Genomic DNA, 21666 nt, shown 5'->3' with positions numbered 1-21666 from the left:
CGCATGCGCAGCATTCGGCGCATCCATTTCGTCGGTATCGGTGGCGTCGGCATGTGCGGTATCGCCGAGGTGCTGCTGAATCTGGGTTACGAAGTCTCGGGCTCTGACCTCAAGGAGTCCGCGGTCACCGCACGTCTGCAGCAGTTCGGTGCGCGCATCTATATCGGCCATCGCGCGGAAAACCTGGATCAGGTCGATGTGCTGGTGGTGTCCAGCGCCATCAATAGATCCAATCCCGAGGTGTCCGCTGCCCTCGAACAGCGCATTCCCGTGGTGCCTCGCGCCGAGATGCTCGCCGAGCTGATGCGCTATCGCCATGGCATCGCCGTCGCCGGCACCCATGGCAAGACCACCACCACCAGCCTGATCGCCTCGGTGTTCGCCGCTGAGGGTCTGGATCCCACCTTCGTCATCGGGGGACGTCTGAACGCCGCCGGCACCAACGCCCAGCTCGGCACCAGCCGTTATCTGGTCGCCGAGGCCGATGAGAGCGACGCCAGCTTCCTGCACCTGCAGCCCATGGTCGCCGTGGTCACCAACATCGACGCCGACCACATGAGCACCTACGAAGGTGACTTCAATCGGCTCAAGCGCACCTTCGTCGATTTCCTGCACAACCTGCCGTTCTATGGCCTGGCCGTGCTCTGCGTCGACGACCCGGTGGTGCGCGAGATCATTCCCCAGGTCGCTCGTCCCACCGTCACCTACGGCACCGCCGAAGACGCCGACGTACGCGCCGTGGATATCCGCCAGGAAGGCATGCGCACCTATTTCACCGTCCTGCGTGAGGGGCGTGCGCCGCTGGCGGTCTCGGTCAACATGCCGGGCGTGCACAATGTGCTCAACGCCCTGGCCACCATCGCCATCGCCACCGACGAAGGCGTCAGCGACGAGGCCATCCTCAATGGTCTGTCCGGCTTCCAAGGGGTCGGGCGGCGCTTCCAGGTCTACGGCGAACTGCCGGTCACTGGCGGCAGCGTCATGCTGGTCGACGACTACGGTCACCACCCGCGCGAAGTCGCCGCGGTGATCAAGGCCGTACGCGGTGGCTGGCCCGAGCGCCGGCTGGTGATGGTCTATCAGCCGCACCGTTTCAGCCGCACCCGCGATCTCTACGAGGACTTCGTCCAGGTCCTGGCGGATGCCAACGTCCTGCTGCTGATGGAAGTCTATCCGGCCGGCGAAGAGCCGATCCCCGGGGCAGACAGCCGTCAGCTCTGCCACAGCATTCGCCAGCGCGGCCAGCTCGATCCGATCTATGTGGAGCGTGGCAGCAACATCGCCCCGCTGGTCAAGCCGCTGCTGCGCCCAGGCGACATCCTGCTGTGCCAGGGCGCGGGCGACATCGGTGCGCTGGCGCCGCAACTGCTCAACCACCCGCTGTTCGCCACCGCCGCGACCGCTGGGAGCTCGGCATGAGCCGTCATCCATCCAACCTATTGCTGGCAGTTCCTGCTGCCGGCGCGCACGTGGAGGGCTGAACCTTGGTCGCCACCCTACGTCACAACCAGCCCGGCTTCGGCCGTTCGCGCAATGTCGAGCAGCGGGGCGCCAGTCGCCTGGTCGCCGAAGAGCCGCTGTCGACGCGCCTGCCGCGCCCAAGCCTGGGCCTGCTCAAGCGCATCCTCTGGCCGTTCCTGCTGCTGGGATTGGGCTTTGGCACCTACGAAGGGGCCCAGAAGCTGCTGCCCTATGCCGACCGGCCAATCGCCAAGGTCAGCGTCAAGGGTGATCTGTCCTATATCAGTCAGGGGGCGGTGCAGCAGCGCATCGCTCCCTTCGTGGGTACCACCTTCTTCCAGGTCGACCTGGCCGACATGCGCCACGAACTGGAAACCATGCCCTGGATCGCCCATGCCGAGGTGCGTCGGGTCTGGCCTGACGAGATCAGCATCCGCCTGGAAGAGCAGATGCCCATCGCCCGTTGGGGTGACGAGGCGCTGCTGAATAACCAGGGTGAGGCTTTTGCCCCACAGGATCTGGCCAACTATGACAATCTACCGCGACTGTACGGCCCCAAACGGGCCCAGCAGCAAGTGATGCAGCAGTACCAGATGTTCAGCCAGATGCTCCGGCCGCTCGGTTACACCGTGGCACGCCTGGAAATGCAGGAGCGCGGCAGCTGGTACCTCACCACCGGTCAGGGCCTGGAACTGGTGTTCGGCCGCGACCAGCTGGTGGAAAAGATGCGGCGCTTCATGCGCCTGTACGATCAGGTGCTCAAGGCACAGATGGACAATATCGCGCGGATCGATCTGCGTTATCCGAACGGTCTGGCCGTGGCCTGGCGTGATCCCGCTATCGCTGCCACCCCCGTGACCGAACCGGCCAAGCATTGAGGAGAAGTTTTTTACTATGGCAAGCGTGCAAAGCGGCAAGATGATCGTCGGCCTCGACATCGGCACTTCCAAGGTCGTGGCTCTGGTCGGCGAGGTGTCTTCCGATGGTCAGATCGAGATCGTCGGAATCGGCACCCATCCGTCGCGCGGGCTCAAGAAGGGCGTGGTGGTCAACATCGAATCCACCGTCGCCTCCATCCAGCGGGCCATCGAAGAAGCCCAGCTGATGGCCGGTTGCCGAATCCATTCGGCTTTCGTCGGCATTGCCGGCAATCACATCCGCAGTCTGAATTCCCACGGCATCGTGGCGATCCGTGACCGTGAAGTGAGCCCCGCCGACATCGAGCGGGTACTCGATGCCGCCCAGGCGGTGGCCATTCCTGCCGATCAGCGCGTGCTGCACACCCTGGCCCAGGACTATGTGATCGACAACCAGGAAGGCGTGCGTGAGCCCCTGGGCATGTCTGGCGTCCGACTGGAAGCCAAGGTCCATGTGGTGACCTGCGCCGTCAATGCCGCGCAGAACATCGAGAAGTGCGTCCGGCGCTGCGGACTGGAAGTTGACGACATCATTCTGGAGCAGTTGGCTTCGGCTTATTCGGTGCTGACAGATGATGAAAAGGAATTGGGCGTTTGCCTGGTGGACATCGGTGGCGGCACTACCGATATTGCCATCTTTACCGAAGGCGCCATCCGCCATACGGCGGTGATACCTATTGCTGGCGACCAAGTCACAAATGACATCGCCATGGCCTTGAGAACCCCGACGCAATATGCCGAAGAAATCAAGATTCGGTATGCTTGTGCCCTGGCAAAGCTGGCTGGCCCGGGTGAAACCATCAAGGTCCCCAGCGTGGGTGATCGTCCGCCGCGAGAATTGTCGCGTCAGGCCCTCGCGGAAGTGGTCGAGCCCCGATACGATGAGCTATTCACACTGGTGCAAGCGGAACTGCGCCGCAGTGGTTACGAGGATCTGATCCCCGCAGGGATCGTACTCACCGGTGGTACCGCGAAGATGGAAGGCGCGGTCGAACTGGCGGAAGAGATTTTCCATATGCCGGTACGCCTGGGGGTGCCCCAGACGGTCAAGGGTCTGACTGATGTAATCAGCAACCCGATCTATTCCACAGGCGTCGGCCTGTTGCTCTATGGTCTGCAAAAGCAGACCGATCCCCTGCCGGTTGTTTCTGGCGGATATAGCAGCGAAACCAAATCCACAGTCCTGGAACGCATGAAGCGTTGGGTCCAGGGCAACTTGTAATTCACAATTAAACCGCGGCAGTAGGCGAAGATCCGAAAGGAAAGAGAGGGGACCATGTTCGAACTCGTAGACAACATTCCACAAAGCGCCGTGATCAAAGTCATCGGCGTGGGCGGTGGCGGTGGCAACGCCGTTAACCACATGGTCAAAAGCGGTGTTGAAGGCGTCGAATTCATCTGTGCAAATACCGACGCCCAGGCCCTGAAGAACGTCACATCCCGTACCGTGCTGCAACTCGGCCCGGGTGTCACCAAGGGTCTTGGTGCTGGCACCAACCCGGAAATCGGCCGCCAGGCGGCCATGGAAGACCGTGAGCGCATCGCCGAAGTCCTCGAAGGCGCCGACATGGTCTTCATCACCACCGGCATGGGCGGTGGCACCGGTACCGGTGCTGCGCCGATCATTGCCGAGGTGGCCAAGGAAATGGGTATCCTGACCGTTGCCGTGGTCACCCGTCCTTTCCCCTTCGAAGGCCGCAAGCGCATGCAGGTCGCCGACGAAGGTATCCGTTCCCTGTCCGAATGCGTCGACTCGCTGATCACCATCCCCAACGAGAAGCTGCTGACCATTCTGGGCAAGGACGCCAGCCTGCTGGCTGCCTTCGCCAAGGCTGACGACGTTCTCGCCGGCGCCGTCCGTGGTATCTCCGACATCATGCAGCGTCCCGGCCTGATGAACGTCGACTTCGCCGACGTCAAGACCGTGATGGGCGAGATGGGCATGGCCATGATGGGTACCGGTCACGCCAGCGGTCCGAACCGTGCACGTGAAGCCACCGAAGCGGCCATTCGCAACCCGCTGCTGGAAGACGTCAACCTGCACGGCGCCCGTGGCATCTTGGTCAACATCACTGCCGGCCTGGACCTGTCCCTGGGTGAATACGCCGCCGTGGGTGAGATCATCGAGGACTTCGCGTCCGAGCACGCCACCGTCAAGGTCGGCGCGGTGATCGATCCGGAAATGCGCGACGAGCTGCATGTCACCGTGGTCGCCACCGGTCTGGGTGCGCGCATCGAAAAGCCGGTCAAGGTGGTGGACAACACCGCTCAGACCCTGGCCGCTGCACGTCAGGAAGCGGGTCCGGTCAACTACGACGACCTCAAGTACCCGACCTCGATGCGCTCCGGTCGCGGCAGCCAGAATCATGGCGGCTCGGCAGCGGCGACCAAGGTCAATCCCAACGACGACCTGGATTACCTGGACATCCCGGCCTTCCTGCGTCGTCAGGCTGATTGATCGGGTATATCACAAGCCAGGGTGTGATTAGTGGGCATCGATTTTCGCATCTGCTATCATCGCGACTTCGTTGAACACCATTCGCACCCTGCGACCGAGCGGCCCTGGCATGATTAGACAACGCACCCTCAAGAACACCATTCGCGCCACTGGCGTAGGCCTGCACTCGGGGGAGAAGGTTTACCTGACCCTGAAGCCGGCTCCGGTCGATACGGGAATCGTGTTCCGTCGCACCGATCTCGATCCGGTCGTGGAAATCCCGGCCTGGGCCGAGAACGTGGGTGAAACCACCATGTCGACCAACCTGTTCAGTGACAGTGGCGTCAAGGTGGGTACCGTTGAGCACCTGCTGTCGGCCATGGCCGGTCTGGGTATCGACAATGCCTACGTCGAGCTGTCCGCGGTCGAAGTACCGATCATGGACGGCAGCGCCGGCCCCTTCGTGTTCCTGATCCAGTCCGCGGGTCTGCAGGAACAGGAAGCGCCCAAGCAGTTCATCCGCATCAAGCGGGAAGTGACCGTCGTCGACGGTGACAAGCGCGCCACCTTTGTGCCTTTCGATGGCTTCAAGGTGACCTTCGAAATAGATTTCGATCACCCGGTGGTCAACAACCGTACCCAGAAAGCTTCGGTGGACTTTTCGAGCACCTCCTTCCTCAAGGAAGTCAGTCGTGCCCGTACCTTTGGCTTCATGCGCGACCTGGAATTCCTGCGCTCGCACAACCTGGCCCTGGGCGGTAGCGTCGACAACGCTATTGTGGTGGACGAGAAGGGCGTGATGAACGAAGACGGTCTTCGCTATGAAGACGAGTTCGTGAAGCACAAGATCCTCGACGCCATCGGTGACCTGTATCTGCTTGGCAAGAGCCTCATCGGCGAGTTCCGCGGCTACAAGTCCGGCCATGCCATGAACAATCGTCTGCTGCGTGCGCTGCTGGCCGATCGTGATGCCTGGGAAGTGGTCACCTTCGAAGATTCCGGTCTGGCACCCATTTCCTATATGAGACCCGCGGCTGCCGTCTGAGCCCGGTTCTACAAAAAAGCCCTGCATCCGCAGGGCTTTTTTTATGGCCGCCAGAAACCCTAGCGACGACTCAGGGGTTCGCCCTGGAAGTGCACCTTGGCCAAGCCGTTGGCGAGGAGGGCGCGAATGTTGGCGTGGTCGCTGCCTTCGGGCGTCTGCAGCACACTGCGATAGTGTTCGCCAAAGGCCAACAGGGTTTCCTGATCGCTCAGGCCTTCGAGTGTGGCCAACCCCAGGGTCTTGCAGGAGCCTTCGTTCTGGCCGGCGGCATTGTCGACGTCACCGTTGCGAAAGGCGGTAGGCTGGTAGTGGTAGTGCTCGGTGACAAAGGCCAGGGTGTCGGCGAAGGTATGATCGCCACTGGCCAGGCTGGCGCGAAAGCTGGACAGGTCGCTCATTTGCTCTGCTGCTCCTGGAAGGCGGCTGCCTGAGCTGGCGTGGCTTCGGTCTGGTGCTGGGCTTTCCAGTCGGCATAGGGCATGCCATAGACGGCTTCGCGGGCGTCATCGAGACTCAGCTCCAGGCCCTTGTCATCCGCGGCGGCCTTGTACCACTTGGACAGGCAGTTGCGGCAGAAACCGGACAGGTTCATCAGGTCGATGTTCTGGACATCGGTGCGCTTGCGCAGGTGCTGGACCAGGGTACGGAAGGCGGCGGCTTCCAGTTCCAGGCGGTCTTGTTCGGTCATGGCTGATTCCTCTTGCTAGCGTCGGCCGTGGCGCAGGTGGCGCCCGCCGTTGACGGTAAAGGTGCTGCCGGTCGCGTACTGGGTCGACAGCAGATAGAGCACGGTATCCACGATAGGCTCGGCGCCGGGTTCGAAATCCAGCAGCGCCTTGTGCAGGGTCGCCTGGCGATAGGCCTCGTCCGCGCCTTCCTTGAAAATCAGCAGGCCCGGGGCGATGGTGTTGACCCGAACGGTGGGTGCCAGGGCTTCGGCGAAGGACAGCGTCAGGTTGTGCAGGGCGGCCTTGGTGGCGGCGTAGCCGATGTGATTGCGACTGCCCCGGGTCGCGCTGTCGTCACCGATATGGATGATGTCGGCGCGTGGCGCAGCCAGCAGCAACTCCTGCAGGCCCAGGTTGAGGTGGTAGGGCGCTTCCAGGTGCAGGCGATAGAGCAGGCGCAGATTGTCCAGGCCGTCTTCGGCCCAGACCGAGGCGTTGTGCACGATGCCGCGCAATGCCCGGTGGCGTTCATGTAACTGCTGCAGCAGGAGATCGCGCTGCGACTCTTCCGTCAGATCGACCTGATAGGCTTCGATTTCGAGTTCGCGCAGGGGTCCCGGATCGTCGCGGTAGACCGCGATGACGGGCTGACCCTCTGCCAGCAGCCGGCGGGTCAAGGCGAGACCGACGCGGCGATTGGCACCGGTGATCAGAAGGGGAAGGGTTGCGGACATGAGGGTACCCGATCCTGATGAGCGAAGCGGCCAGAAGGCTGGCCGCCATTGTACGCATTCGACTCGTCAGGATGCAGGCCGATCCCTTGCGATCTAGCGGGCGCTGCTGCGCCAGTCGTTGGCCCGCGAGGAGGCGTTGTGCAGCCAGCCCTTGAGCGCCCGGGTAATCAGCGGAATGAAGACGCAGACCATGACCGGAGTGAGGATCAGGGTGCTCAGCAGGATACGCGGCAGCAATGGCAGATGGGCGAGGTGATCGCCGAAGGCGGCATTGAACAGCAGCGAGATGGGAAAGAACGCCAGCCAGACGGCGATGCTCTGCTTCCAGCGCGGCGGCGGCTGGATGCCGGCACCGAACCAGTCGTCCATGCCCTGGGCGCGGCGTGCCTGGGGGGCTTCGAACAGGCCCTGGCCCCGCTCCAGCCAGAGGCGCCGCGTGTCCGAGTGTTCCCACTCGTCGAGGGTCTGGGGGCAGGCGAAACGAAAGATGATCTGTACCAGGTTATCGCCCGGTGGCGGGGTCAGGACACCCGAACCGAGATAGCCGGGATAGGCAGTGGCCAGGGCTTCGCCTTCGCGCAGCCAGACCAGAAAGGCGTCGTATTGGCCGGCCGCCACGCGCCGCGCGACCATGAGGGTAACAGGCTGATTCATGCTCTAACTCCGGGCGATCAGGCCGGATAGGCCGGATGCCGTCACGCCGCCGGGTAGGCGGGCAGGTGGCGAAAACGCCTGGGGTAGCAGGCGGCGCTAGCATAACAAGCCTTGAGACCCTTGGCAGCAGCGGTGGTTGCCAGCGGAGCAGCGGCGCTGACGGAGCGCCAACGACAGTCGCGCCAGGCATACTGGGCGGGATTCCACGCAAGAGGTTTGTATGAAAGTCGCATTGTTGAATGGCTCGGTATACGGCACCGCGGAAGATATCGCGCGCCAGGTGAAGGCACGTCTGGCCACGGCGGGCCATGAGGTCTGGCACCAGCCGAATGCCGATCTCGCCAGTCTGGAGGCCTTCGCGCCCGAGGCCCTGCTGGCCATCACTTCCACCACGGGCATGGGCGAGCTGCCCGCCAACCTGGAGTCACTGTACTTCCAGCTGCGCGATCGCCTGCCGCCCTGGCAGGGACGGCCAGGTGCCGTGCTGGCGCTGGGTGATTCCAGCTATGGCGACACCTATTGCGGCGGTGGCGAGCTGATGCAGGAGCTGTTCGCCGAGCTGGGACTGCATGAGTTGCTGCCCATGCTGCGCATCGATGCCAGCGAGACGGTGACGCCGGACGAAGACGCCGAGGGCTGGATCGCCGAGGTCATCGCCGCGCTGGGCTGATCTTGCCCAGTGAGCAAAGCTGCTTTACTCGCGCTGATCCCGCCGCTGGGCCCGGTCGGCTGTCCTCGTCACCTCAGCCTCGGTATCCTTGAGCGCCTGATGATGATTTGAGATGGAGCCCTGGGTGAATAGATATGTGCGCCTGGCTCTGGAGCTATGCGGATTGGGCGCGCTGTGGGGCGTGGGTACTTGGCTGGCGACCTCCTTCGCCTTGCCGGTACCGGGCGGTGTAGTAGGTCTGGCCATGCTGCTGTTGCTGTTGGCCGCGCGCATCGTCGAGCCCGAGTGGTTGCAGAATGGGGTGCGCCTGCTGTTGGGCGAAATGCTGCTGTTCTTCATTCCCGCCTTGCTGAGTCTGCTCGATTACGGCCCCTTGCTCCGGCAGGAGGGCGTGCGCATTCTGCTGGCGATTCTGCTCAGTACCGTACTGACCATGGTCGCCACCGCCTATACCGTGGACTGGATGTTCCGCCGTCGGGGGCGTCGCGATGCTTGATCTGCCCGGGCTCTTCTGGCTGTTGCTGACGGTGGCCGGGTACGTGGTGAGCCGCCTGCTCTATGCGCGTCTGCGCTGGTATGTGGTCAGTCCGATCATCTTCGTCACGGTGCTGCTCTATGCCGCCACGCTCTGGCAGCAGGTGAGCTATGCCCAGTATGCCCACTACAGCCGTTGGCTGATCACCCTGCTGGGACCGGCGACGGTGGCCTTCGCCGTGCCGATCTGGCAACAGCGCCGGCTCCTGGCGCGTTACTGGCAGGCGCTGCTGGCCGGACTCTGCGTGGGTAGTGGCGTGGCCATCGGCAGCTCCTGGTTGCTGGCCCGGCTGCTGCTGCTGGACGACCGGGTGCTGCTGTCCATGCTGCCGCGCTCCATCAGCACCCCCTTCGCCATGCCGATGTCCGCCACTTTGGGCGGCGTCCCCGAATTGACCGCGGCCTTCGTGATGATCACCGGGCTGGGTGGCGCCATCCTCGGTAGCCTGCTGATCAAGCTGTTGCCACTCAAGTCGGCGCTGGCCCGCGGCGCCCTGTTCGGCATGGGCGCCCATGGCGTGGGCACCAGTAAGGCCTACGAGGTTGGTCTGGAAGAGGGCACTGTGGCCGGGCTGGTCATGGTGCTGGCGGGTCTGAGTAATCTGCTTGGGGCCCAGCTGGTGCTCTGGTTGCTGCACGGTTAGGTCGGATGAGGGGCCTGCACTCGATGACGTTTCGTGCGGAACCTAGTGCAGCGTGGCGGAAGGCGCGCCGAGCTGTTCCAGGCGCCGCCGCACCTGCTCCCTTTCGGTTTCGTCTTCGCTGATCAGCAGGGCGTGCTGCAGATCGTAGCGCTCGGCCTGGGGACATTCGAGTTGCCGATACAGATCGGCGCGCGCCAGGTGATCGATGACACCTACCGCCCCCAGTTCGATGACCCGCTGGGCATCCTTGAGCGCTGCCAGCGGTTGCTCGCCCTGGCGATGCAATTCGCGCAGATTGCGCGAAAGCCGCTGCATCATCTGCCGCGGACCCAGTGGCGCCAGGTAGCTCGCCTGCAGTTGCGCGGCGGGGCCGAATTGCTCCACCAGCAGCTGCCGGCAGTCGTTCATGTACAGGCGCCGCCCACCGAAGGGTTCAAGCAGGTGATCCGCACCCGGGACGCGCAGCAGGAAATGGCCGGGAAAGCCGATGCCCTGCAGATTGATTTCCAGGCGCCGGGCCAGCTCCAGTGCCACCAGGGCGATCGATAGGGGTTGCCCGCGGCGGCGCGTCAGGACTTCGTCGAGCAGGGCGGCGGTCGGATTCAATGGCCAATCGGCCGCGCGAAAGCCGGCGTCGCACAACTGTCGTAACAATTCTTGGGCACGCTCGGAGTGACTGGCATCGCCATCCAGGGTGGCGAGCAGATGCAGGGCCAGATCGTCCAGTGAATGCAGCAGGGCGTGAGGGTCGACCTCCTGATGGTGCTCAGCCGCGATCCAGAGCGCGGCTTCCAGCAGTCGAGGGTCGGGCCGGTCCAGGCAGGCGAGGCAAGAAAGACGCGGTTCCAAGATAGACTCCAGGCCCTTTGGGCTTTCTCTCAGGTTTTAGCCTGCCGGCGCCTGGCCGTCCAGTCTGCGACAGTCGCGCACTGGTCGACCGTCCGGCTTCTCGCTATAAGAGCGAGCTGGTGCCAGAGCAGCCTTGAGAACGGGAATTCCAGCATGGGCGAATCCCTGAGCGAATGGCTAAGCCATTGGAAGTGTCATCGCCGGGTCGTCCGGGTCGGCATTCTCTTCAAGAGCGACCTGACGTTGCCAGTTCACACCTTTCCGCGATCTGCTGGCTAGCAGGCCTGGTAGTCCCAGTGCCTGAATGGAGTAACCGTATATGAAATGGGCCGATAGCAGCCGCAAACGCATGCATGACGGGGCGAATTCGCTCGGCAACCTGATGGTGGAAGGTTTCCACTACTTTGGTCTGTTCGCCATCGGGGCAGCCACGGCCTGGGCCTCGGTGATGGCCTTCATGGGTATGGTCGACAAGGGGCAGGCCAGTATCGATGACATTCTCCTGCTCTTCATCTATCTGGAGCTGGGTGCCATGGTGGGCATCTACTTCAAGACCAATCACCTGCCCATCCGGTTTCTGCTCTACATCGCCATCACCGCCCTGACGCGCTATCTGATCGGCGATGTGTCGCACCATCGGCCGCCTGATATCGGCCTGCTTTATCTCTGCGGCGGGATCTTTCTGCTGTCGCTTTCGGTGCTGGCGGTCAGGGTCGCTTCGAACAAGTTTCCTTCCAGCAAGGCGCTCGATGCGACGGGCGATGTGGTGGGCGAGGGCGACAAGTAGCGTGCGCAGCACCTATCCGCTTCGCCACTGGCGGCGCGGCTGGCCAAGCCAGGTGCCGCGCCGTCAGAACGACCAACCGGCTGAAGCCTAGCGGTCCAGCGGCGCCAGCAGCTGGGCCAGATCGCTTTCGGTCAGGCGCCAGTCGCCGCTGTTCTCGCTGAGGATGCCGGCGCTGAGACGCGCCTTTTCCTGCTGTAGCTGCTGGATGCGTTCTTCCAGGGTGCCACGGGCGATCAACTTGTAGACGAACACCGGGCGATCCTGACCGATCCGATAGGCACGGTCGCTGGCCTGCTGCTCGGCCGCCGGATTCCACCAGGGATCGAAGTGGATCACCGTGTCGGCAGCGGTCAGGTTGAGACCGCTGCCACCCGCCTTGAGACTGAGCAGGAACACCGGTACCTCGCCATTCTGGAAACGCTGCACCGGGGTGCGCCGATCGCGGGTCTCGCCGGTCAGGGTGACGTACTCGATGCCGCGCTGGTCGAGATCGGCAGCGATGAGGTCGAGCATGCTGGTGAACTGGGAGAACACCAGCACGCGGCTGCCCCCCGGAAGCAGGGCGTCGAGCCTTTCGTTCAGGGCTGCCAGCTTCGCCGAGGGCTTGGCCACGCTGTCGTCTTCGTTGGGCACTAGCCGCAGATCGCAGCAGACCTGGCGCAGGCGCAGCAGGGCATCGAGGATCAGCAGCTGGCTGCGGCCGATCCCCTGACGGGCGATCTCGGCGCGGACGCGTTCGTCCAGCAGCAGCCGCAGGTCTTCGTAGCGCTCGCGTTGCGCCGTGCTCAGTTCGACCAGCTGAACGATCTCGGTCTTGGGCGGCAATTCGCTGGCGACCCGCTGCTTGGTGCGGCGCAACATGAAGGGCCGCACCCGGGCCTTGAGCGCTGCCAGGCGCTGCACATCACCTTCGCGCTCCACCGGGATGCGATAGGCCTGCTTGAAGCCTTTCTCGTCCCCCAGCCAGCCGGGCATCAGGAAGTGGAATTGCGACCAGAGCTCGCCCAGGTGGTTTTCCAGCGGCGTACCGGTCAGGCAGAGGCGATGCCGGGCCCGCAGGTGTCGCGCCGCCTGAGCGGCCTTGGTGGCGGCATTCTTGATCGACTGGGCTTCGTCCAGTACCTGCAGGTGAAAGTCATAGTCGGCTAGGCGCTCGGCATCACGGGGGAGCAGGGCGTAGGTGGTAAGCACCACGTCATGTTCGGGTATGCGGTCGAAGCGACTGCTGCGGGCGCTGCCTTGCAGGGTCAGTACGCGCAGACCAGGCGCGAAGCGGGCGATCTCGTCCTGCCAGTTGGGAATCAGGCTGGTGGGCATGACGATCAGCGCTGGCGCGGTCAGCCGTCCTGCCGCCTGTTCGACGAGAATGTGCGCCAGGGTTTGCAACGTCTTGCCCAGGCCCATGTCGTCGGCCAGGATGCCGCCGACTTCCAGTTCCCGCAGAGCCTGCAGCCAGGCCACGCCCTCGCGCTGATAGGGGCGTAATTCGGCGTGCAGGGTATCGGGCAGAACCACTGGCTCGGCTGCATAGCTGCGCAGGCGCTCGGCAAAGCTTCTAAGGCGTTCGCCGCCTTCCCATTCCAGCGGCAGGCGCTCATCCAGCTCCGCCAGGCGGGCGGCGTCGAGGCGCGGCAGGCGCAGGGCTCGCTCGCTGGTGAGGCGATCCGTGGCATAGAGCTCGCCAAGGATCTGCAGGATTGGCTTGAGCCGACCCAGGGGCACGGCGACCCGCTGTACCCGGCCCTGCTGGCCCGCCAGGCGTGGTGGATCGATACGCAGCAGGACGGGTTCGTCGTCGGCGCGTTTGGCCAGCATCGCCGGCTCGTACTGGGAGGGTTCGCGGCGAATGGCGTCGATTAGCAACGGAATCAGGCTGACGCGGCGCTGGCCCAGGCGGATGCCCAGTTCGACGTCAAACAGACCGCTGGTGGTGGTCTGATCTTCCACCTCTTGGAGATGGCCATACCAGCCTTCTACCGGCGTCAGGTCGAAGGTGAATTCCGGGTGAGCCTCGATCTGCCAGCCGGCCTCGCGCAGGCGGGGGATGATCTGCTGCACGAATCTGAGCCAGGCGGGGTCGTCGGGGAGTTCGAACATCTCGCCGCTGTCGTCGGGCAGCGCGGCGCTGCGCCGGGTCGCCAGGCGCAGGCCATGATCGAGCAGCGTCTGCCGCCAGCGTTGTTCCGCCTGCAGCTGGCGCGCGGGGTAGCTGGAATCAGGGGTGCGGGGCAGGGGGCCGAACAGCCGCCGCGGGCCATAGGCGAACGCCAGGGCGGCGCGATGGCGCACCGTGGGCCGCATCTTGCCGATATGGCGGTCGTAATCGATCTGGGTATGGCTGCCGAGGGCCAGTACCGGTTGCGGTAACTCCGGATTGGCCACCGGCGTGGCCGGCAGTTCGGCCTCGCTGCGCTGCAGCCGTTCGAGTTCGATGAGGGCGGCAGCCGCGTGCTTGCAATTGCGGCCGACCGGACAGGTACAGCGAGCGTCGACGCGCCAGGCGGTATCACCCGGGCGCAGGCTGATCGCCTGGCGATAGGCAGGCCCCGCTGGGCTGCTGCACTCCGCATAGAGCTGGCCCTTGACCGCCGAGCGCAGGTGCACCAGCCCATCCAGCGCCAGCCGCCGGCCGCGCTCGTAGTTGCGCTCCGTGAAGGCGCCTTTCCAGTCCTGCCACTTGAGCCGTTCGAAACGTAACGCCATCGTTCACCCAGGCTGTTCGCACCAAACCGGCTATTCTGCCACAGTCGGCCGGACGCTCGTCGGACTCCCTTGATCTATGTGAGAATGAGAATATAGTGCATTTAACGGAGGTGAGGAGTGGGACGATGCGTGAACAACCGTTAGCCAGCGTAGCCCTGATCACGGCCAGCCGCCTGCAGGCCCGGCGAGAAGGGCGATTGCGCTCGTTGCAGCGCTGCATCCTTATCGTCTGCAGCCTGGGCGTGCTGGGCGCGGCCGCCCTGCACCTTGCCTACCTCGCCTTTGGCGGTTTCTAGGCCTGCCAGCTCTTGTCGATCCCAGGCGACCTTTAGCCCTGCCCATGAAAAAGCCCCGAGCAGTCACCTGTTCGGGGCTTTCGTCGTTGGCACCGGTCGAGGACCGGTGGCGGGATCAGACCAGCAGGTCGCCCACGCGGTACATCTTCATGGTGTTGGTGCCGTCACGCTTGGTGTAGCTGTCGCCCTTGGTCAGGATCACCCAGTCGCCGTGCTCGACGATACCGCGCTTGAGCAGCTCGTCCACCGCCGCCTGGCTCACCTTGTTCGCCGGCATGGTGGTCGGATCGAAGGGGATGGTGTGCACGTTGCGGAACAGCGCGGTGCGGGCCTGGGTGGCGCGGCTGGACGCGAAGGAGAAGATCGGCACCGAGGAGCGCAGGCGCGACATGATCAGCGGGGTGTAGCCGGTGTCGGTCAGGCTGATGATGGCCTTCACGCCGGGGAAGTGGTTGGCCACGTAGATGGAGGCCAGCGCGATACTCTCGTCCCAACGGGTGAAGGTCTGACCCAGGCGGTGGCTGGACAGCTTGCTAGTGGGCTGCTTCTCGGCGCCGACGCAGACGCGCGCCATGGCCTTGACCGCTTCCACCGGGTATTGGCCGGCGGCGCTCTCGGCGGACAGCATCACGGCGTCGGTGTTATCCAGCACGGCGTTGGCTACGTCGGAGACTTCCGCACGGGTCGGCATCGGGCTGCTGATCATCGATTCCATCATCTGGGTCGCGGTGATCACTGCCTTGTTGAGGCGACGGGCGTGGGAAATGATGCGCTTCTGGATGCCTACCAGCTCGGCGTCGCCGATTTCCACGCCCAGATCACCCCGGGCCACCATCACGGCGTCGCTGGCATGGATGAGGCCGTCCAGGGCTTCGTCGCAGGCCACGGCTTCGGCGCGCTCGATCTTGGCCACCAGCCAGGACTTGCCGCCGGCGGCTTCCATCAGGCGCCGGGCTTCGTTCATGTCTTCGGCGTCACGCGGGAAGGACACGGCCAGGTAGTCGACCTCCATGGAGGCGGCCAGCTTGATGTCTTCGCGGTCTTTGTCGGTCAGTGCCGGCGCCGTGAGGCCACCACCGCGACGGTTGATGCCTTTGTGATCGGACAGTGGGCCGCCGATCAAGGTGGTGCAGTGCAGTTCGGTAGCGGTCATGCCTTCTACGCGCAGGACCACACGGCCATCGTCCAGCAGCAGTTCGTCACCCACGCGGCAGTCGGTGACCAGGCCCGGGTAGTCGATGCCGACGACTTCTTCGGTGCCTTCGGTGCGGGGATGGGCGATGGACAGGCGGAAGGGATCGCCGACCTTGAGTTCGATGCGCTTGTTGACGAACTTGGCGATGCGGATCTTCGGACCCTGGAGGTCGCCGAGCAGAGCGACGTGACGACCGTGCTTGGCGGCGAGATCCCGTACCAGCTGACCACGGGCACGGTGCTCGTCGGGCGTGCCATGCGAGAAGTTCAGGCGGGCGACGTCGATGCCGGCGATGATGAGCTGCTCGAGGACTTCCGGAGAATTGCTAGCCGGGCCTAGGGTGGCGACGATCTTGGTACGGCGATAAATCATGCAGTCTTTCCTTTAGCGGATTGCAATCATGAGTCGACACCTCAGAAGCTGTTCACGATCTGCTGCGCGTCGGCCAAACGACGTTGAAAATGCCCTCGGAGTGCTCATCTACCCTTCGTAAACTCCGCTTCCTCAAGCATTTTCACTTTGTTGCCTCTAGCTCGCGAGATGGTGAACAGGTCCTCGGCGACGAGTCGACGTAGAACACGGAGCGCACCTCATTGTAGCGCCGTCGAGTGGCCAGCACATGACGGCTTTTTACAGGTTCGTCACACCAATGGTCGTTTGGCCTCAAGAAGCTGGCCTCGGCGCCGATCTAGCGAACAGGAGGACTTTCCATGCGCCCTTATCTCTGCCTGTTCCTGCTGCTCGGCCTCACCGGCTGTACCAGCGTTTCGATGAATTCCTATCTCGATGCCGCCTACAAATCCTATGCCGAAGGCGACTGCACCAACGCTCTGCTGCAGATCTCCCAGGCCGAGCGCAAGGGGCGGGCGCGGCCCTGGCTGCAGCCGGAGATGTCCATGCTGCGTGGTCAGTGCCTGGAGCAGCAGCAGCTGTACGGCGACGCCGCCCAGACCTATCGTTTCATCCAGGCCCGCTATCCGGCCAGTGAATACGCCTTTCGGGCCCAGGCCCGACTGGACACCCTGCGCCAAATGGGGCTAGATGGCGGAACGGCCGTTGCGACGCCCCAACCGGTGCGAAACCTACCGCAGCGCTGAGCTTTCCAGGACGTTGTCGGTAAAGTGGCTTTACCGTGTGCAGGATGAATCGCACCATGACTCAGAATCGTCGTATCGAACGCCATCAGTTGCCCTACTACCTGAAGGTGTTCAACCGTTTCACCGACAAGCCCATGGGCTACATCGGCAACATCTCCCGGGAAGGGCTCCTGATGATCAGTCAGCTGCCCATGCTGGTGAACGCGAGTTTCGAACTTCGGCTGAAGATTCCAGGCCAGGATGGGCAGCTGCACTTCGTCGATTTCGACGCTCGCTGCCAGTGGAGCAACGAAGACGTGACTCCGGGCAACTACGATTCCGGCTTCAGCGTCGCCGAGCCGCCGGCCGAATTCGCCGAGCTGATCGGCGTGCTGCAGCACTATTTCACCTTCGGCCGCCTGTCTCAGTCGGCGATCTGAAGGCTGTCGTCTTCCCAGAGTCGCAGCAGGCGGATGTGCAGATCCGCCGTCTCGCTGGCTGCTAACCAGCGGATCCCTCGTCTACCTAGCCGCGCGGCCAGTCGCTCACTGCGGATCTGCGCCTGCCAGGCCTCGGCATAGCGCCAGGCGCTACGCCAATCGCGAATCTCGCCGGGCTCCGCCACTTGCCGCAGCGAGGTGCCGACCAGCCAGAGCGCCAGGCCGCGTCGCTGCAGATCCAGCCGGGCAAGCCAGTCCACCGCGCTTTCTTCCAGTGGTGCCACCACCACCAGGATACTGCCTGCTCGCGCCTGGCTGCAGAGTCGTGCCAGTGCTGCCTTGAGATCGCCTGCCGGGCCCGAGGCAGGGTCGAGGGTGACAGATGAGTCCAGTGCGCGGGTTGGCGTAGCCGCCGCGACCAGGCGCAATTCGGGATCGAAGCCGTAGAGGCGCACCTCGTTGCCACTGGCCGCGAGACTCTGCCAGAAGCCCAGGGCCTGGTCGCGGTCGCTTTGCCAGGCGGTCTGTCCGTGCGGGGCCTGATTCGCGATCAGCAGGTGCAGGGTGGTGTTCGAGCGGCGCCGTGCCTGGGTCAGGCTAGGACATGCCGGCGGACGTTGCCAGAGGCCTAGCCCTCGCCAGCGCGGGCGCAGGCGCTCCAGCAAGGCAACGGCCAGGAGCAATCCCGCGCCTGCCGCGGGCAGTCCCTGCCACAAGGGGGGCGCGACCAGACCGAGGATCAGGCTGATCAGTGCCAGGCTGGCCAGCGCCAGCGGGAGGCGGTGACGCGCGATCATGGACGCGGCGCCGGACACTGTCCCAGCAATTTGAGGATCTGGCCGTCGAGGCTGTCACCTTCGAATTCTCGCTCCGGCGTCAGCCGCAGGCGTGGCCGCAGCACGGCGGGCAGCAGCGTACGTACATCCTCGGCGGCGACGCTGTCGCCGCCCCGCAGGAAGGCCTGGGCCTGGGCGAGACGCAGCAGTGCTTGCGCCGCCCGCGGTCCGGCGCCTTGCTCGAAGGCTGGCCATTCCCGGGTGAGGCGCACCAGACGCAAGGCATGCTCCAGCACCGGCTCCGCTATCGGCAGAGCTGCTACCAGGCGCTGCAGGGCTGGCAAGTCCCGTGCTTGCAGCAGAGGGCGCAGGGCGGCCGCCTCCAAGGGATCGGCGTGGCCCAGTTGTACGGCCTGGCGCAAGGCGGCGAGCTCCTGAGGCTCGGCCGGCCACTCCAGGCGCAGTTGCACCAGGAAGCGATCGCGTATTGCCAGGGGCAGGTCGCTGCCCGGCGCGCGGGTGGCAATCACCATGAAGGGCGTGGGCAGAGGCACCTGGCGGCCTTCCAGGCTCAGCTGGCGGCCCTGCAGGGCATCGTCCAGCAGAGTGAGGACCGGGGCCGGCGCGCGGTGCAGGTCCTCGATCAGCACCAGGGAGTTGAACAGCGGTCCGCGGCGCAGACGGGCGCTGTCGCTGCCACTGTCCATGACGATTTCGCCCGCCACGTCGGCCGGAGTCTGTGCGGGATGACAATGCAATCGGGCGAAGCCGGCCTCCAGGCTGGCAGCCAGGGCCCGGGCCAGCAGGGTCTTACCGGCCCCGGTCGGGCCTTCCAGCAGCAGATGACCGCCGGCCAGCAGGGTGGCGAGCAAACCGTCCACGGCGGCATCCTGCTGTGGCAGCACCTTGAGCAGGGCCTGGCGCAGGGCCTGCAGGCGGGTCAGGGCGCGGGCCTTGACGCCTGTTTCGCCGGCGTCCGCCGGGGCAGCGTCGGAAGGGGAGGTGTCGGTCATCGGGATTCCTCAAGAACAGTGGGACGCACGGCCAGGCGCAGGTGGCGCAACTGAGCGACACGGCGGGTGAAGTCTCGACCGGATAGGCGCGGAGGGCTGGGACGCATCGCTTCGCCCACTACCCGGGTGCTCAGGCCGCTCAGGCGGGCGAGATATTGCCAGCGCTCGGCCACCCCCTGGTCGGCGAGTTCCGGACGGCGGCGTTGTACCTCGCGCTGGATGTCGCGTTGCAGGGCGCTGATCAGCTCCGACCCGCGCTCAGCCCCGCGCCCTGCAGGGCGGGGCTCACGCCGCCGCCAGAAGGCCAGCGCCAGAACCAGTAGCACGACTGCCAGGCCGCCGCGTTGCAGGACTTCGAGCCAGAGGGGGACGGGCGGTGCCGGGGCAACGAGGGTCACCGGCGCGCCTTGGGTCAGGTACCACAGCAACCAGGCATTGTCGTACTGAGGGAGCCGGGCGTTGCTCCAGAGCTCGGTATCCGACAGCAGGGTGACGCTGCCGTCGCCCCAGGGCAGCAGCAGCAGATGGGTGGCGCTGGCGCTGCTCGCCCAGGCCACCGCCTGATCGCCGACATCGAACAGATGACGACTGTCGTCGAAGCCCAGGTAGGCAGGGGCATCGTCCTGGGCCAGGTAGAGCTGGGTCAGATTGGGCCAGAGTGGCAGCGCCATGATCGGCTGGGCGGCGCCGCTCAGTTCCCGGGTCGGCATGGGGCGCACGCCCAGGGTCGCCGTCAGCGCGAGGGTGCTGTCATCGGCGATGGCCACCAGCCGCCCGCCCGACGCGACCCAGTCCAGCAGCCTTTCGGCATCCTGTTCCGACAGCGGTGGATTGCCGGCCAGCCAGAGTCGCACGCCCCCGCTCATTGGGAGTTCGGCGAGCTGCTCGGGACGGCTGCGCCGGACCAGGCTACCGAAGTGGCTTAGATAGGCCGCCGCCAGGGACAGCGGGTCGGCATCGGTCGCGTTCGCTGCGGCGAGCTGGGTGGCGAGTTGGCGGGCGGCGCGGCTGTCGACTGCCTGATGGGTGAGTCGCAGGCTGGCCGGTCCGCTGTCGGCCTGTGGCGGTAGCGGGCAGGACAGGGGCGCCTGTTGGGCGAGGCAGGCAGCGGACAGCATCAGCGCCCAGAGCGCGGCGCTCAGGCGGAGACCGATGAATCGGCATCTGGCGCGAAGGGAGAGCCGATCGACTGAACGCATGGGTGGTGGCAATACAGGGGGATAAGTCCAGAGCCTAGCGGGTGCGGGCGATCGGGAGCAAGACGCTTGGCGATGCTAGACTGCGGCCATTCCAGAGGAGGGCGGTGTGACTGACAGTATCTTCTGGTACGACTTCGAGACCACGGGGATCGATCCGCGGCGGGATCGTCCGTTGCAGGTCGCCGGGGTTCGTACCGATCTTGAACTCAATGAAATTGGCGAGCCGCTCAATCTGCATTGCCAGCTGAGCCCGGATGTCCTCCCGCATCCCTCGGCCTGCCTGGTCACCGGTATCCTGCCGGCTACCCTGCAGCGCCTGGGGCTGCGCGAGCGAGATTTCGTGCAGCGTCTCCATGACGAAGTCAGCCGCCCGCGCACCTGCACCGTTGGCTACAACAACCTGCGCTTCGATGACGAAATGGTGCGGCACAGCCTGTACCGCAACTTCCACGATCCCTATGCCCGTGAGTGGCAGCAGGGTAACAGTCGCTGGGATGTGTTGGGCTTGATCCGGGCAGTCTATGCCTTTCGCCCGGAGGGCCTCACCTGGCCCGAGGAAAACCAGCGGCTGTCCCTGCGCCTCGACCGGTTGACCCTGGCCAACGGCATCGAGCACAGCCAGGCGCACGACGCCCTGGCCGATGTCCGTGCGACCCTCGCCCTGGCACGGCTGGTCAGGCAGCGCCAGCCGCGGCTCTATGACTATCTCTGGACGCAGCGCCAGAAGAAGGCGGCACTCGCACGCATTCGCCTGCTCGAGCCCTTGCTGCATGTCTCCGGTCGCTTCAGCGCCGAGCGTCACTTTCTTGCTCCCGTCCTGCCGCTGGCCTGGCATCCGGTCAACCGCAACGCGTTGATCGTCTGTGATCTCGGCGCAGCGCCGGATCCGCTGTTCGACCTCGATGCCGATAGTCTGCGCCAGCGCCTCTACACCCGGCGCGATGCCCTCGCCGAAGGCGAACTGCCGGTCCCCCTCAAGCTGGTGCAGATCAACAAGTGCCCGATCTTGGCGCCCTTCAGCGTATTGCGTCCTGCGGACACGGAACGCCTGCAGTTCGATCTGGCCGCCGTCTGGCGCACCGTTCGCCGGATTCTCGAGCAGCGTGCGAATTGGCAGCCCAAGGTGCAGGCGATCTATAGCGAACCATCCGGCTTTTCCGAGCAGGAACAGGACGCTGAGCTAAGACTGTATGACGGTTTCATCGCGGCTGAGGAGCGGCAACTCTGCGATCAAGTTCGTCATTGTTCCGCCGAGCAACTTGGCGCTCGAACCTGGGCCTTTCAGGATGAGCGTCATCCGGAACTGTTCTTTCGCTACCGCGCACGTAACTTTCCTGAATTGCTGACGGCGGAAGAGGGGATACGCTGGCGGCAATTCTGTCGGCAGCGATTGCTGAGCGAAGCCGGACAAGGACATATGACCTGTAGTCAATTCCTTGCCTTGAGCGAACAATTGCGTCTTGAAGTGTCCATCGATGTGCTACCCATTCTCGATGCCTGGTCCGCTCATGTGCGCAGCCTGATTCAGCAACTGGATAACGACGTTACCACTGCGACCTAAAGTCGCG

General features: G+C 64.5%; 23 protein-coding genes. 13 read left to right on the top strand and 10 right to left on the bottom strand.

Translation table 11 applies throughout. The features are described from left to right. Window positions 1-3: 3 nt before the first annotated feature. The 5 genes from murC (at window position 4) to lpxC (ending at window position 5860) form a co-directional block, all read left to right on the top strand. Window positions 4-1419 carry a UDP-N-acetylmuramate--L-alanine ligase gene (murC, locus tag ACWPW1_RS17865; RefSeq protein ID WP_454253940.1) on the top strand — a complete coding sequence of 472 codons (1416 nt, stop codon included), beginning with the start codon at window positions 4-6 and terminating at the stop codon, window positions 1417-1419. A gap of 65 nt (window positions 1420-1484) precedes the next feature. Further along, window positions 1485-2339 carry a cell division protein FtsQ/DivIB gene (locus tag ACWPW1_RS17860; protein WP_059315967.1) on the top strand — a complete coding sequence of 285 codons (855 nt, stop codon included), beginning with the start codon at window positions 1485-1487 and terminating at the stop codon, window positions 2337-2339. Window positions 2340-2355: 16 nt separating this feature from the next. Next, window positions 2356-3600: a cell division protein FtsA gene (gene ftsA, locus ACWPW1_RS17855; RefSeq protein ID WP_007162051.1), complete on the top strand. Its 1245-nt coding sequence runs from the start codon at window positions 2356-2358 to the stop codon at window positions 3598-3600. A gap of 54 nt (window positions 3601-3654) precedes the next feature. Further along, entirely contained in the window at window positions 3655-4836 is a 1182-nt protein-coding gene (gene ftsZ / locus ACWPW1_RS17850) for a cell division protein FtsZ (RefSeq protein ID WP_059315966.1), read from the top strand. Window positions 4837-4945: 109 nt separating this feature from the next. Further along, window positions 4946-5860, top strand: coding sequence for a UDP-3-O-acyl-N-acetylglucosamine deacetylase (gene lpxC, locus ACWPW1_RS17845; protein ID WP_059315965.1), 915 nt, complete (start codon window positions 4946-4948; stop codon window positions 5858-5860). Window positions 5861-5919: 59 nt separating this feature from the next. Here lpxC and ACWPW1_RS17840 read toward each other — a convergent pair whose 3' ends face one another. From ACWPW1_RS17840 to ACWPW1_RS17825, 4 genes are all read right to left on the bottom strand, one after another. After that, window positions 5920-6258 (bottom strand): HopJ type III effector protein, encoded by a 339-nt coding sequence (locus tag ACWPW1_RS17840; protein ID WP_454253587.1) that lies wholly within the window; start codon window positions 6256-6258, stop codon window positions 5920-5922. Then, window positions 6255-6548, bottom strand: a complete 294-nt coding sequence (locus ACWPW1_RS17835; protein WP_059315963.1) for a DUF1244 domain-containing protein — start codon at window positions 6546-6548, stop codon at window positions 6255-6257. The genes ACWPW1_RS17840 and ACWPW1_RS17835 overlap by 4 nt, the downstream gene beginning before the upstream one ends. 15 nt (window positions 6549-6563) lie before the next feature. Next, entirely contained in the window at window positions 6564-7262 is a 699-nt protein-coding gene (folM, locus tag ACWPW1_RS17830) for a dihydromonapterin reductase (protein ID WP_454253586.1), read from the bottom strand. Window positions 7263-7355: 93 nt separating this feature from the next. Then, the gene (locus ACWPW1_RS17825) at window positions 7356-7916 is read right to left on the bottom strand and encodes a hypothetical protein (protein WP_059315961.1); all 561 of its coding nucleotides are present in this window, start codon (window positions 7914-7916) and stop codon (window positions 7356-7358) included. Window positions 7917-8136: 220 nt separating this feature from the next. On the opposite strand from ACWPW1_RS17825, the gene ACWPW1_RS17820 reads away from it, so the two are divergent. From ACWPW1_RS17820 to ACWPW1_RS17810, 3 genes are all read left to right on the top strand, one after another. After that, complete coding sequence (locus tag ACWPW1_RS17820) at window positions 8137-8586, top strand: flavodoxin (protein WP_059315960.1); 450 nt, start codon at window positions 8137-8139, stop codon at window positions 8584-8586. A 112-nt stretch (window positions 8587-8698) separates the two neighbouring features. Continuing rightward, window positions 8699-9082 carry a CidA/LrgA family protein gene (locus tag ACWPW1_RS17815; protein ID WP_454253585.1) on the top strand — a complete coding sequence of 128 codons (384 nt, stop codon included), beginning with the start codon at window positions 8699-8701 and terminating at the stop codon, window positions 9080-9082. After that, the gene (locus ACWPW1_RS17810) at window positions 9075-9764 is read left to right on the top strand and encodes an LrgB family protein (RefSeq protein ID WP_454253584.1); all 690 of its coding nucleotides are present in this window, start codon (window positions 9075-9077) and stop codon (window positions 9762-9764) included. The genes ACWPW1_RS17815 and ACWPW1_RS17810 overlap by 8 nt, the downstream gene beginning before the upstream one ends. 42 nt (window positions 9765-9806) lie before the next feature. Here ACWPW1_RS17810 and ACWPW1_RS17805 read toward each other — a convergent pair whose 3' ends face one another. After that, a complete protein-coding gene (locus ACWPW1_RS17805; protein ID WP_454253583.1) occupies window positions 9807-10613 on the bottom strand; it encodes a SirB1 family protein in 807 nt (268 codons plus the stop codon). A 319-nt stretch (window positions 10614-10932) separates the two neighbouring features. On the opposite strand from ACWPW1_RS17805, the gene ACWPW1_RS17800 reads away from it, so the two are divergent. Next, window positions 10933-11400, top strand: coding sequence for a phosphate-starvation-inducible protein PsiE (locus ACWPW1_RS17800; RefSeq protein ID WP_313648072.1), 468 nt, complete (start codon window positions 10933-10935; stop codon window positions 11398-11400). Between the two features lie 87 nt (window positions 11401-11487). Here ACWPW1_RS17800 and ACWPW1_RS17795 read toward each other — a convergent pair whose 3' ends face one another. After that, window positions 11488-14103 (bottom strand): DEAD/DEAH box helicase, encoded by a 2616-nt coding sequence (locus ACWPW1_RS17795; protein ID WP_454253582.1) that lies wholly within the window; start codon window positions 14101-14103, stop codon window positions 11488-11490. 125 nt (window positions 14104-14228) lie between these two features. On the opposite strand from ACWPW1_RS17795, the gene ACWPW1_RS17790 reads away from it, so the two are divergent. Further along, complete coding sequence (locus ACWPW1_RS17790) at window positions 14229-14399, top strand: hypothetical protein (protein ID WP_271655771.1); 171 nt, start codon at window positions 14229-14231, stop codon at window positions 14397-14399. 115 nt (window positions 14400-14514) lie between these two features. On the opposite strand, the gene pyk is transcribed toward ACWPW1_RS17790, so the two are convergent. Then, a complete protein-coding gene (gene pyk, locus ACWPW1_RS17785) occupies window positions 14515-15966 on the bottom strand; it encodes a pyruvate kinase (RefSeq protein WP_059315954.1) in 1452 nt (483 codons plus the stop codon). A gap of 338 nt (window positions 15967-16304) precedes the next feature. On the opposite strand from pyk, the gene ACWPW1_RS17780 reads away from it, so the two are divergent. After that, window positions 16305-16691 (top strand): tetratricopeptide repeat protein, encoded by a 387-nt coding sequence (locus tag ACWPW1_RS17780; RefSeq protein WP_059315953.1) that lies wholly within the window; start codon window positions 16305-16307, stop codon window positions 16689-16691. A 56-nt stretch (window positions 16692-16747) separates the two neighbouring features. Further along, window positions 16748-17110 (top strand): PilZ domain-containing protein, encoded by a 363-nt coding sequence (locus ACWPW1_RS17775; protein WP_059316936.1) that lies wholly within the window; start codon window positions 16748-16750, stop codon window positions 17108-17110. Here the strand turns inward: ACWPW1_RS17775 and ACWPW1_RS17770 are convergent. From ACWPW1_RS17770 to ACWPW1_RS17760, 3 genes are read right to left on the bottom strand one after another with little or no spacing between them, the layout of a single operon-like run. Next, window positions 17095-17907, bottom strand: a complete 813-nt coding sequence (locus ACWPW1_RS17770; RefSeq protein WP_454253581.1) for a hypothetical protein — start codon at window positions 17905-17907, stop codon at window positions 17095-17097. The two genes, ACWPW1_RS17775 and ACWPW1_RS17770, sit on opposite strands and share 16 nt — an antisense overlap. Beyond that, on the bottom strand, window positions 17904-18899 hold the full coding sequence (locus ACWPW1_RS17765) for an AAA family ATPase (RefSeq protein ID WP_454253580.1): 996 nt from the start codon (window positions 18897-18899) through the stop codon (window positions 17904-17906). The genes ACWPW1_RS17770 and ACWPW1_RS17765 overlap by 4 nt, the downstream gene beginning before the upstream one ends. Next, window positions 18896-20098 (bottom strand): DUF4350 domain-containing protein, encoded by a 1203-nt coding sequence (locus ACWPW1_RS17760; RefSeq protein WP_454253579.1) that lies wholly within the window; start codon window positions 20096-20098, stop codon window positions 18896-18898. Before ACWPW1_RS17760 ends, ACWPW1_RS17765 begins: the two co-directional genes overlap by 4 nt. Window positions 20099-20204: 106 nt before the next feature. Between ACWPW1_RS17760 and sbcB the strand changes: the two genes are divergently transcribed. Beyond that, the gene (gene sbcB / locus ACWPW1_RS17755) at window positions 20205-21659 is read left to right on the top strand and encodes an exodeoxyribonuclease I (protein ID WP_454253578.1); all 1455 of its coding nucleotides are present in this window, start codon (window positions 20205-20207) and stop codon (window positions 21657-21659) included. Window positions 21660-21666 lie beyond the last annotated feature (7 nt).

This window comes from Pseudomonas sp. Marseille-Q7302 (assembly GCF_965111925.1).
This window is presented reverse-complemented; position numbering and strand designations above follow the sequence as displayed.

Bases quoted from the DNA above. Each gene is read 5' to 3' on its own strand.
- murC (WP_454253940.1), top strand. From the start codon at position 4: ATGCGCAGCATTCGGCGCATCCATTTCGTCGGTATCGGTGGCGTCGGC.
- ftsA (WP_007162051.1), top strand. From the start codon at position 2,356: ATGGCAAGCGTGCAAAGCGGCAAGATGATCGTCGGCCTCGACATCGGC.
- ftsZ (WP_059315966.1), top strand. From the start codon at position 3,655: ATGTTCGAACTCGTAGACAACATTCCACAAAGCGCCGTGATCAAAGTC.
- lpxC (WP_059315965.1), top strand. From the start codon at position 4,946: ATGATTAGACAACGCACCCTCAAGAACACCATTCGCGCCACTGGCGTA.
- ACWPW1_RS17840 (WP_454253587.1), bottom strand. From the start codon at position 6,258: ATGAGCGACCTGTCCAGCTTTCGCGCCAGCCTGGCCAGTGGCGATCAT.
- ACWPW1_RS17835 (WP_059315963.1), bottom strand. From the start codon at position 6,548: ATGACCGAACAAGACCGCCTGGAACTGGAAGCCGCCGCCTTCCGTACC.
- folM (WP_454253586.1), bottom strand. From the start codon at position 7,262: ATGTCCGCAACCCTTCCCCTTCTGATCACCGGTGCCAATCGCCGCGTC.
- ACWPW1_RS17825 (WP_059315961.1), bottom strand. From the start codon at position 7,916: ATGAATCAGCCTGTTACCCTCATGGTCGCGCGGCGCGTGGCGGCCGGC.
- ACWPW1_RS17820 (WP_059315960.1), top strand. From the start codon at position 8,137: ATGAAAGTCGCATTGTTGAATGGCTCGGTATACGGCACCGCGGAAGAT.
- ACWPW1_RS17815 (WP_454253585.1), top strand. From the start codon at position 8,699: ATGGAGCCCTGGGTGAATAGATATGTGCGCCTGGCTCTGGAGCTATGC.
- ACWPW1_RS17810 (WP_454253584.1), top strand. From the start codon at position 9,075: ATGCTTGATCTGCCCGGGCTCTTCTGGCTGTTGCTGACGGTGGCCGGG.
- ACWPW1_RS17800 (WP_313648072.1), top strand. From the start codon at position 10,933: ATGAAATGGGCCGATAGCAGCCGCAAACGCATGCATGACGGGGCGAAT.
- ACWPW1_RS17795 (WP_454253582.1), bottom strand. From the start codon at position 14,103: ATGGCGTTACGTTTCGAACGGCTCAAGTGGCAGGACTGGAAAGGCGCC.
- ACWPW1_RS17790 (WP_271655771.1), top strand. From the start codon at position 14,229: ATGCGTGAACAACCGTTAGCCAGCGTAGCCCTGATCACGGCCAGCCGC.
- pyk (WP_059315954.1), bottom strand. From the start codon at position 15,966: ATGATTTATCGCCGTACCAAGATCGTCGCCACCCTAGGCCCGGCTAGC.
- ACWPW1_RS17780 (WP_059315953.1), top strand. From the start codon at position 16,305: ATGCGCCCTTATCTCTGCCTGTTCCTGCTGCTCGGCCTCACCGGCTGT.
- ACWPW1_RS17775 (WP_059316936.1), top strand. From the start codon at position 16,748: ATGACTCAGAATCGTCGTATCGAACGCCATCAGTTGCCCTACTACCTG.
- ACWPW1_RS17770 (WP_454253581.1), bottom strand. From the start codon at position 17,907: ATGATCGCGCGTCACCGCCTCCCGCTGGCGCTGGCCAGCCTGGCACTG.
- ACWPW1_RS17765 (WP_454253580.1), bottom strand. From the start codon at position 18,899: ATGACCGACACCTCCCCTTCCGACGCTGCCCCGGCGGACGCCGGCGAA.
- ACWPW1_RS17760 (WP_454253579.1), bottom strand. From the start codon at position 20,098: ATGCGTTCAGTCGATCGGCTCTCCCTTCGCGCCAGATGCCGATTCATC.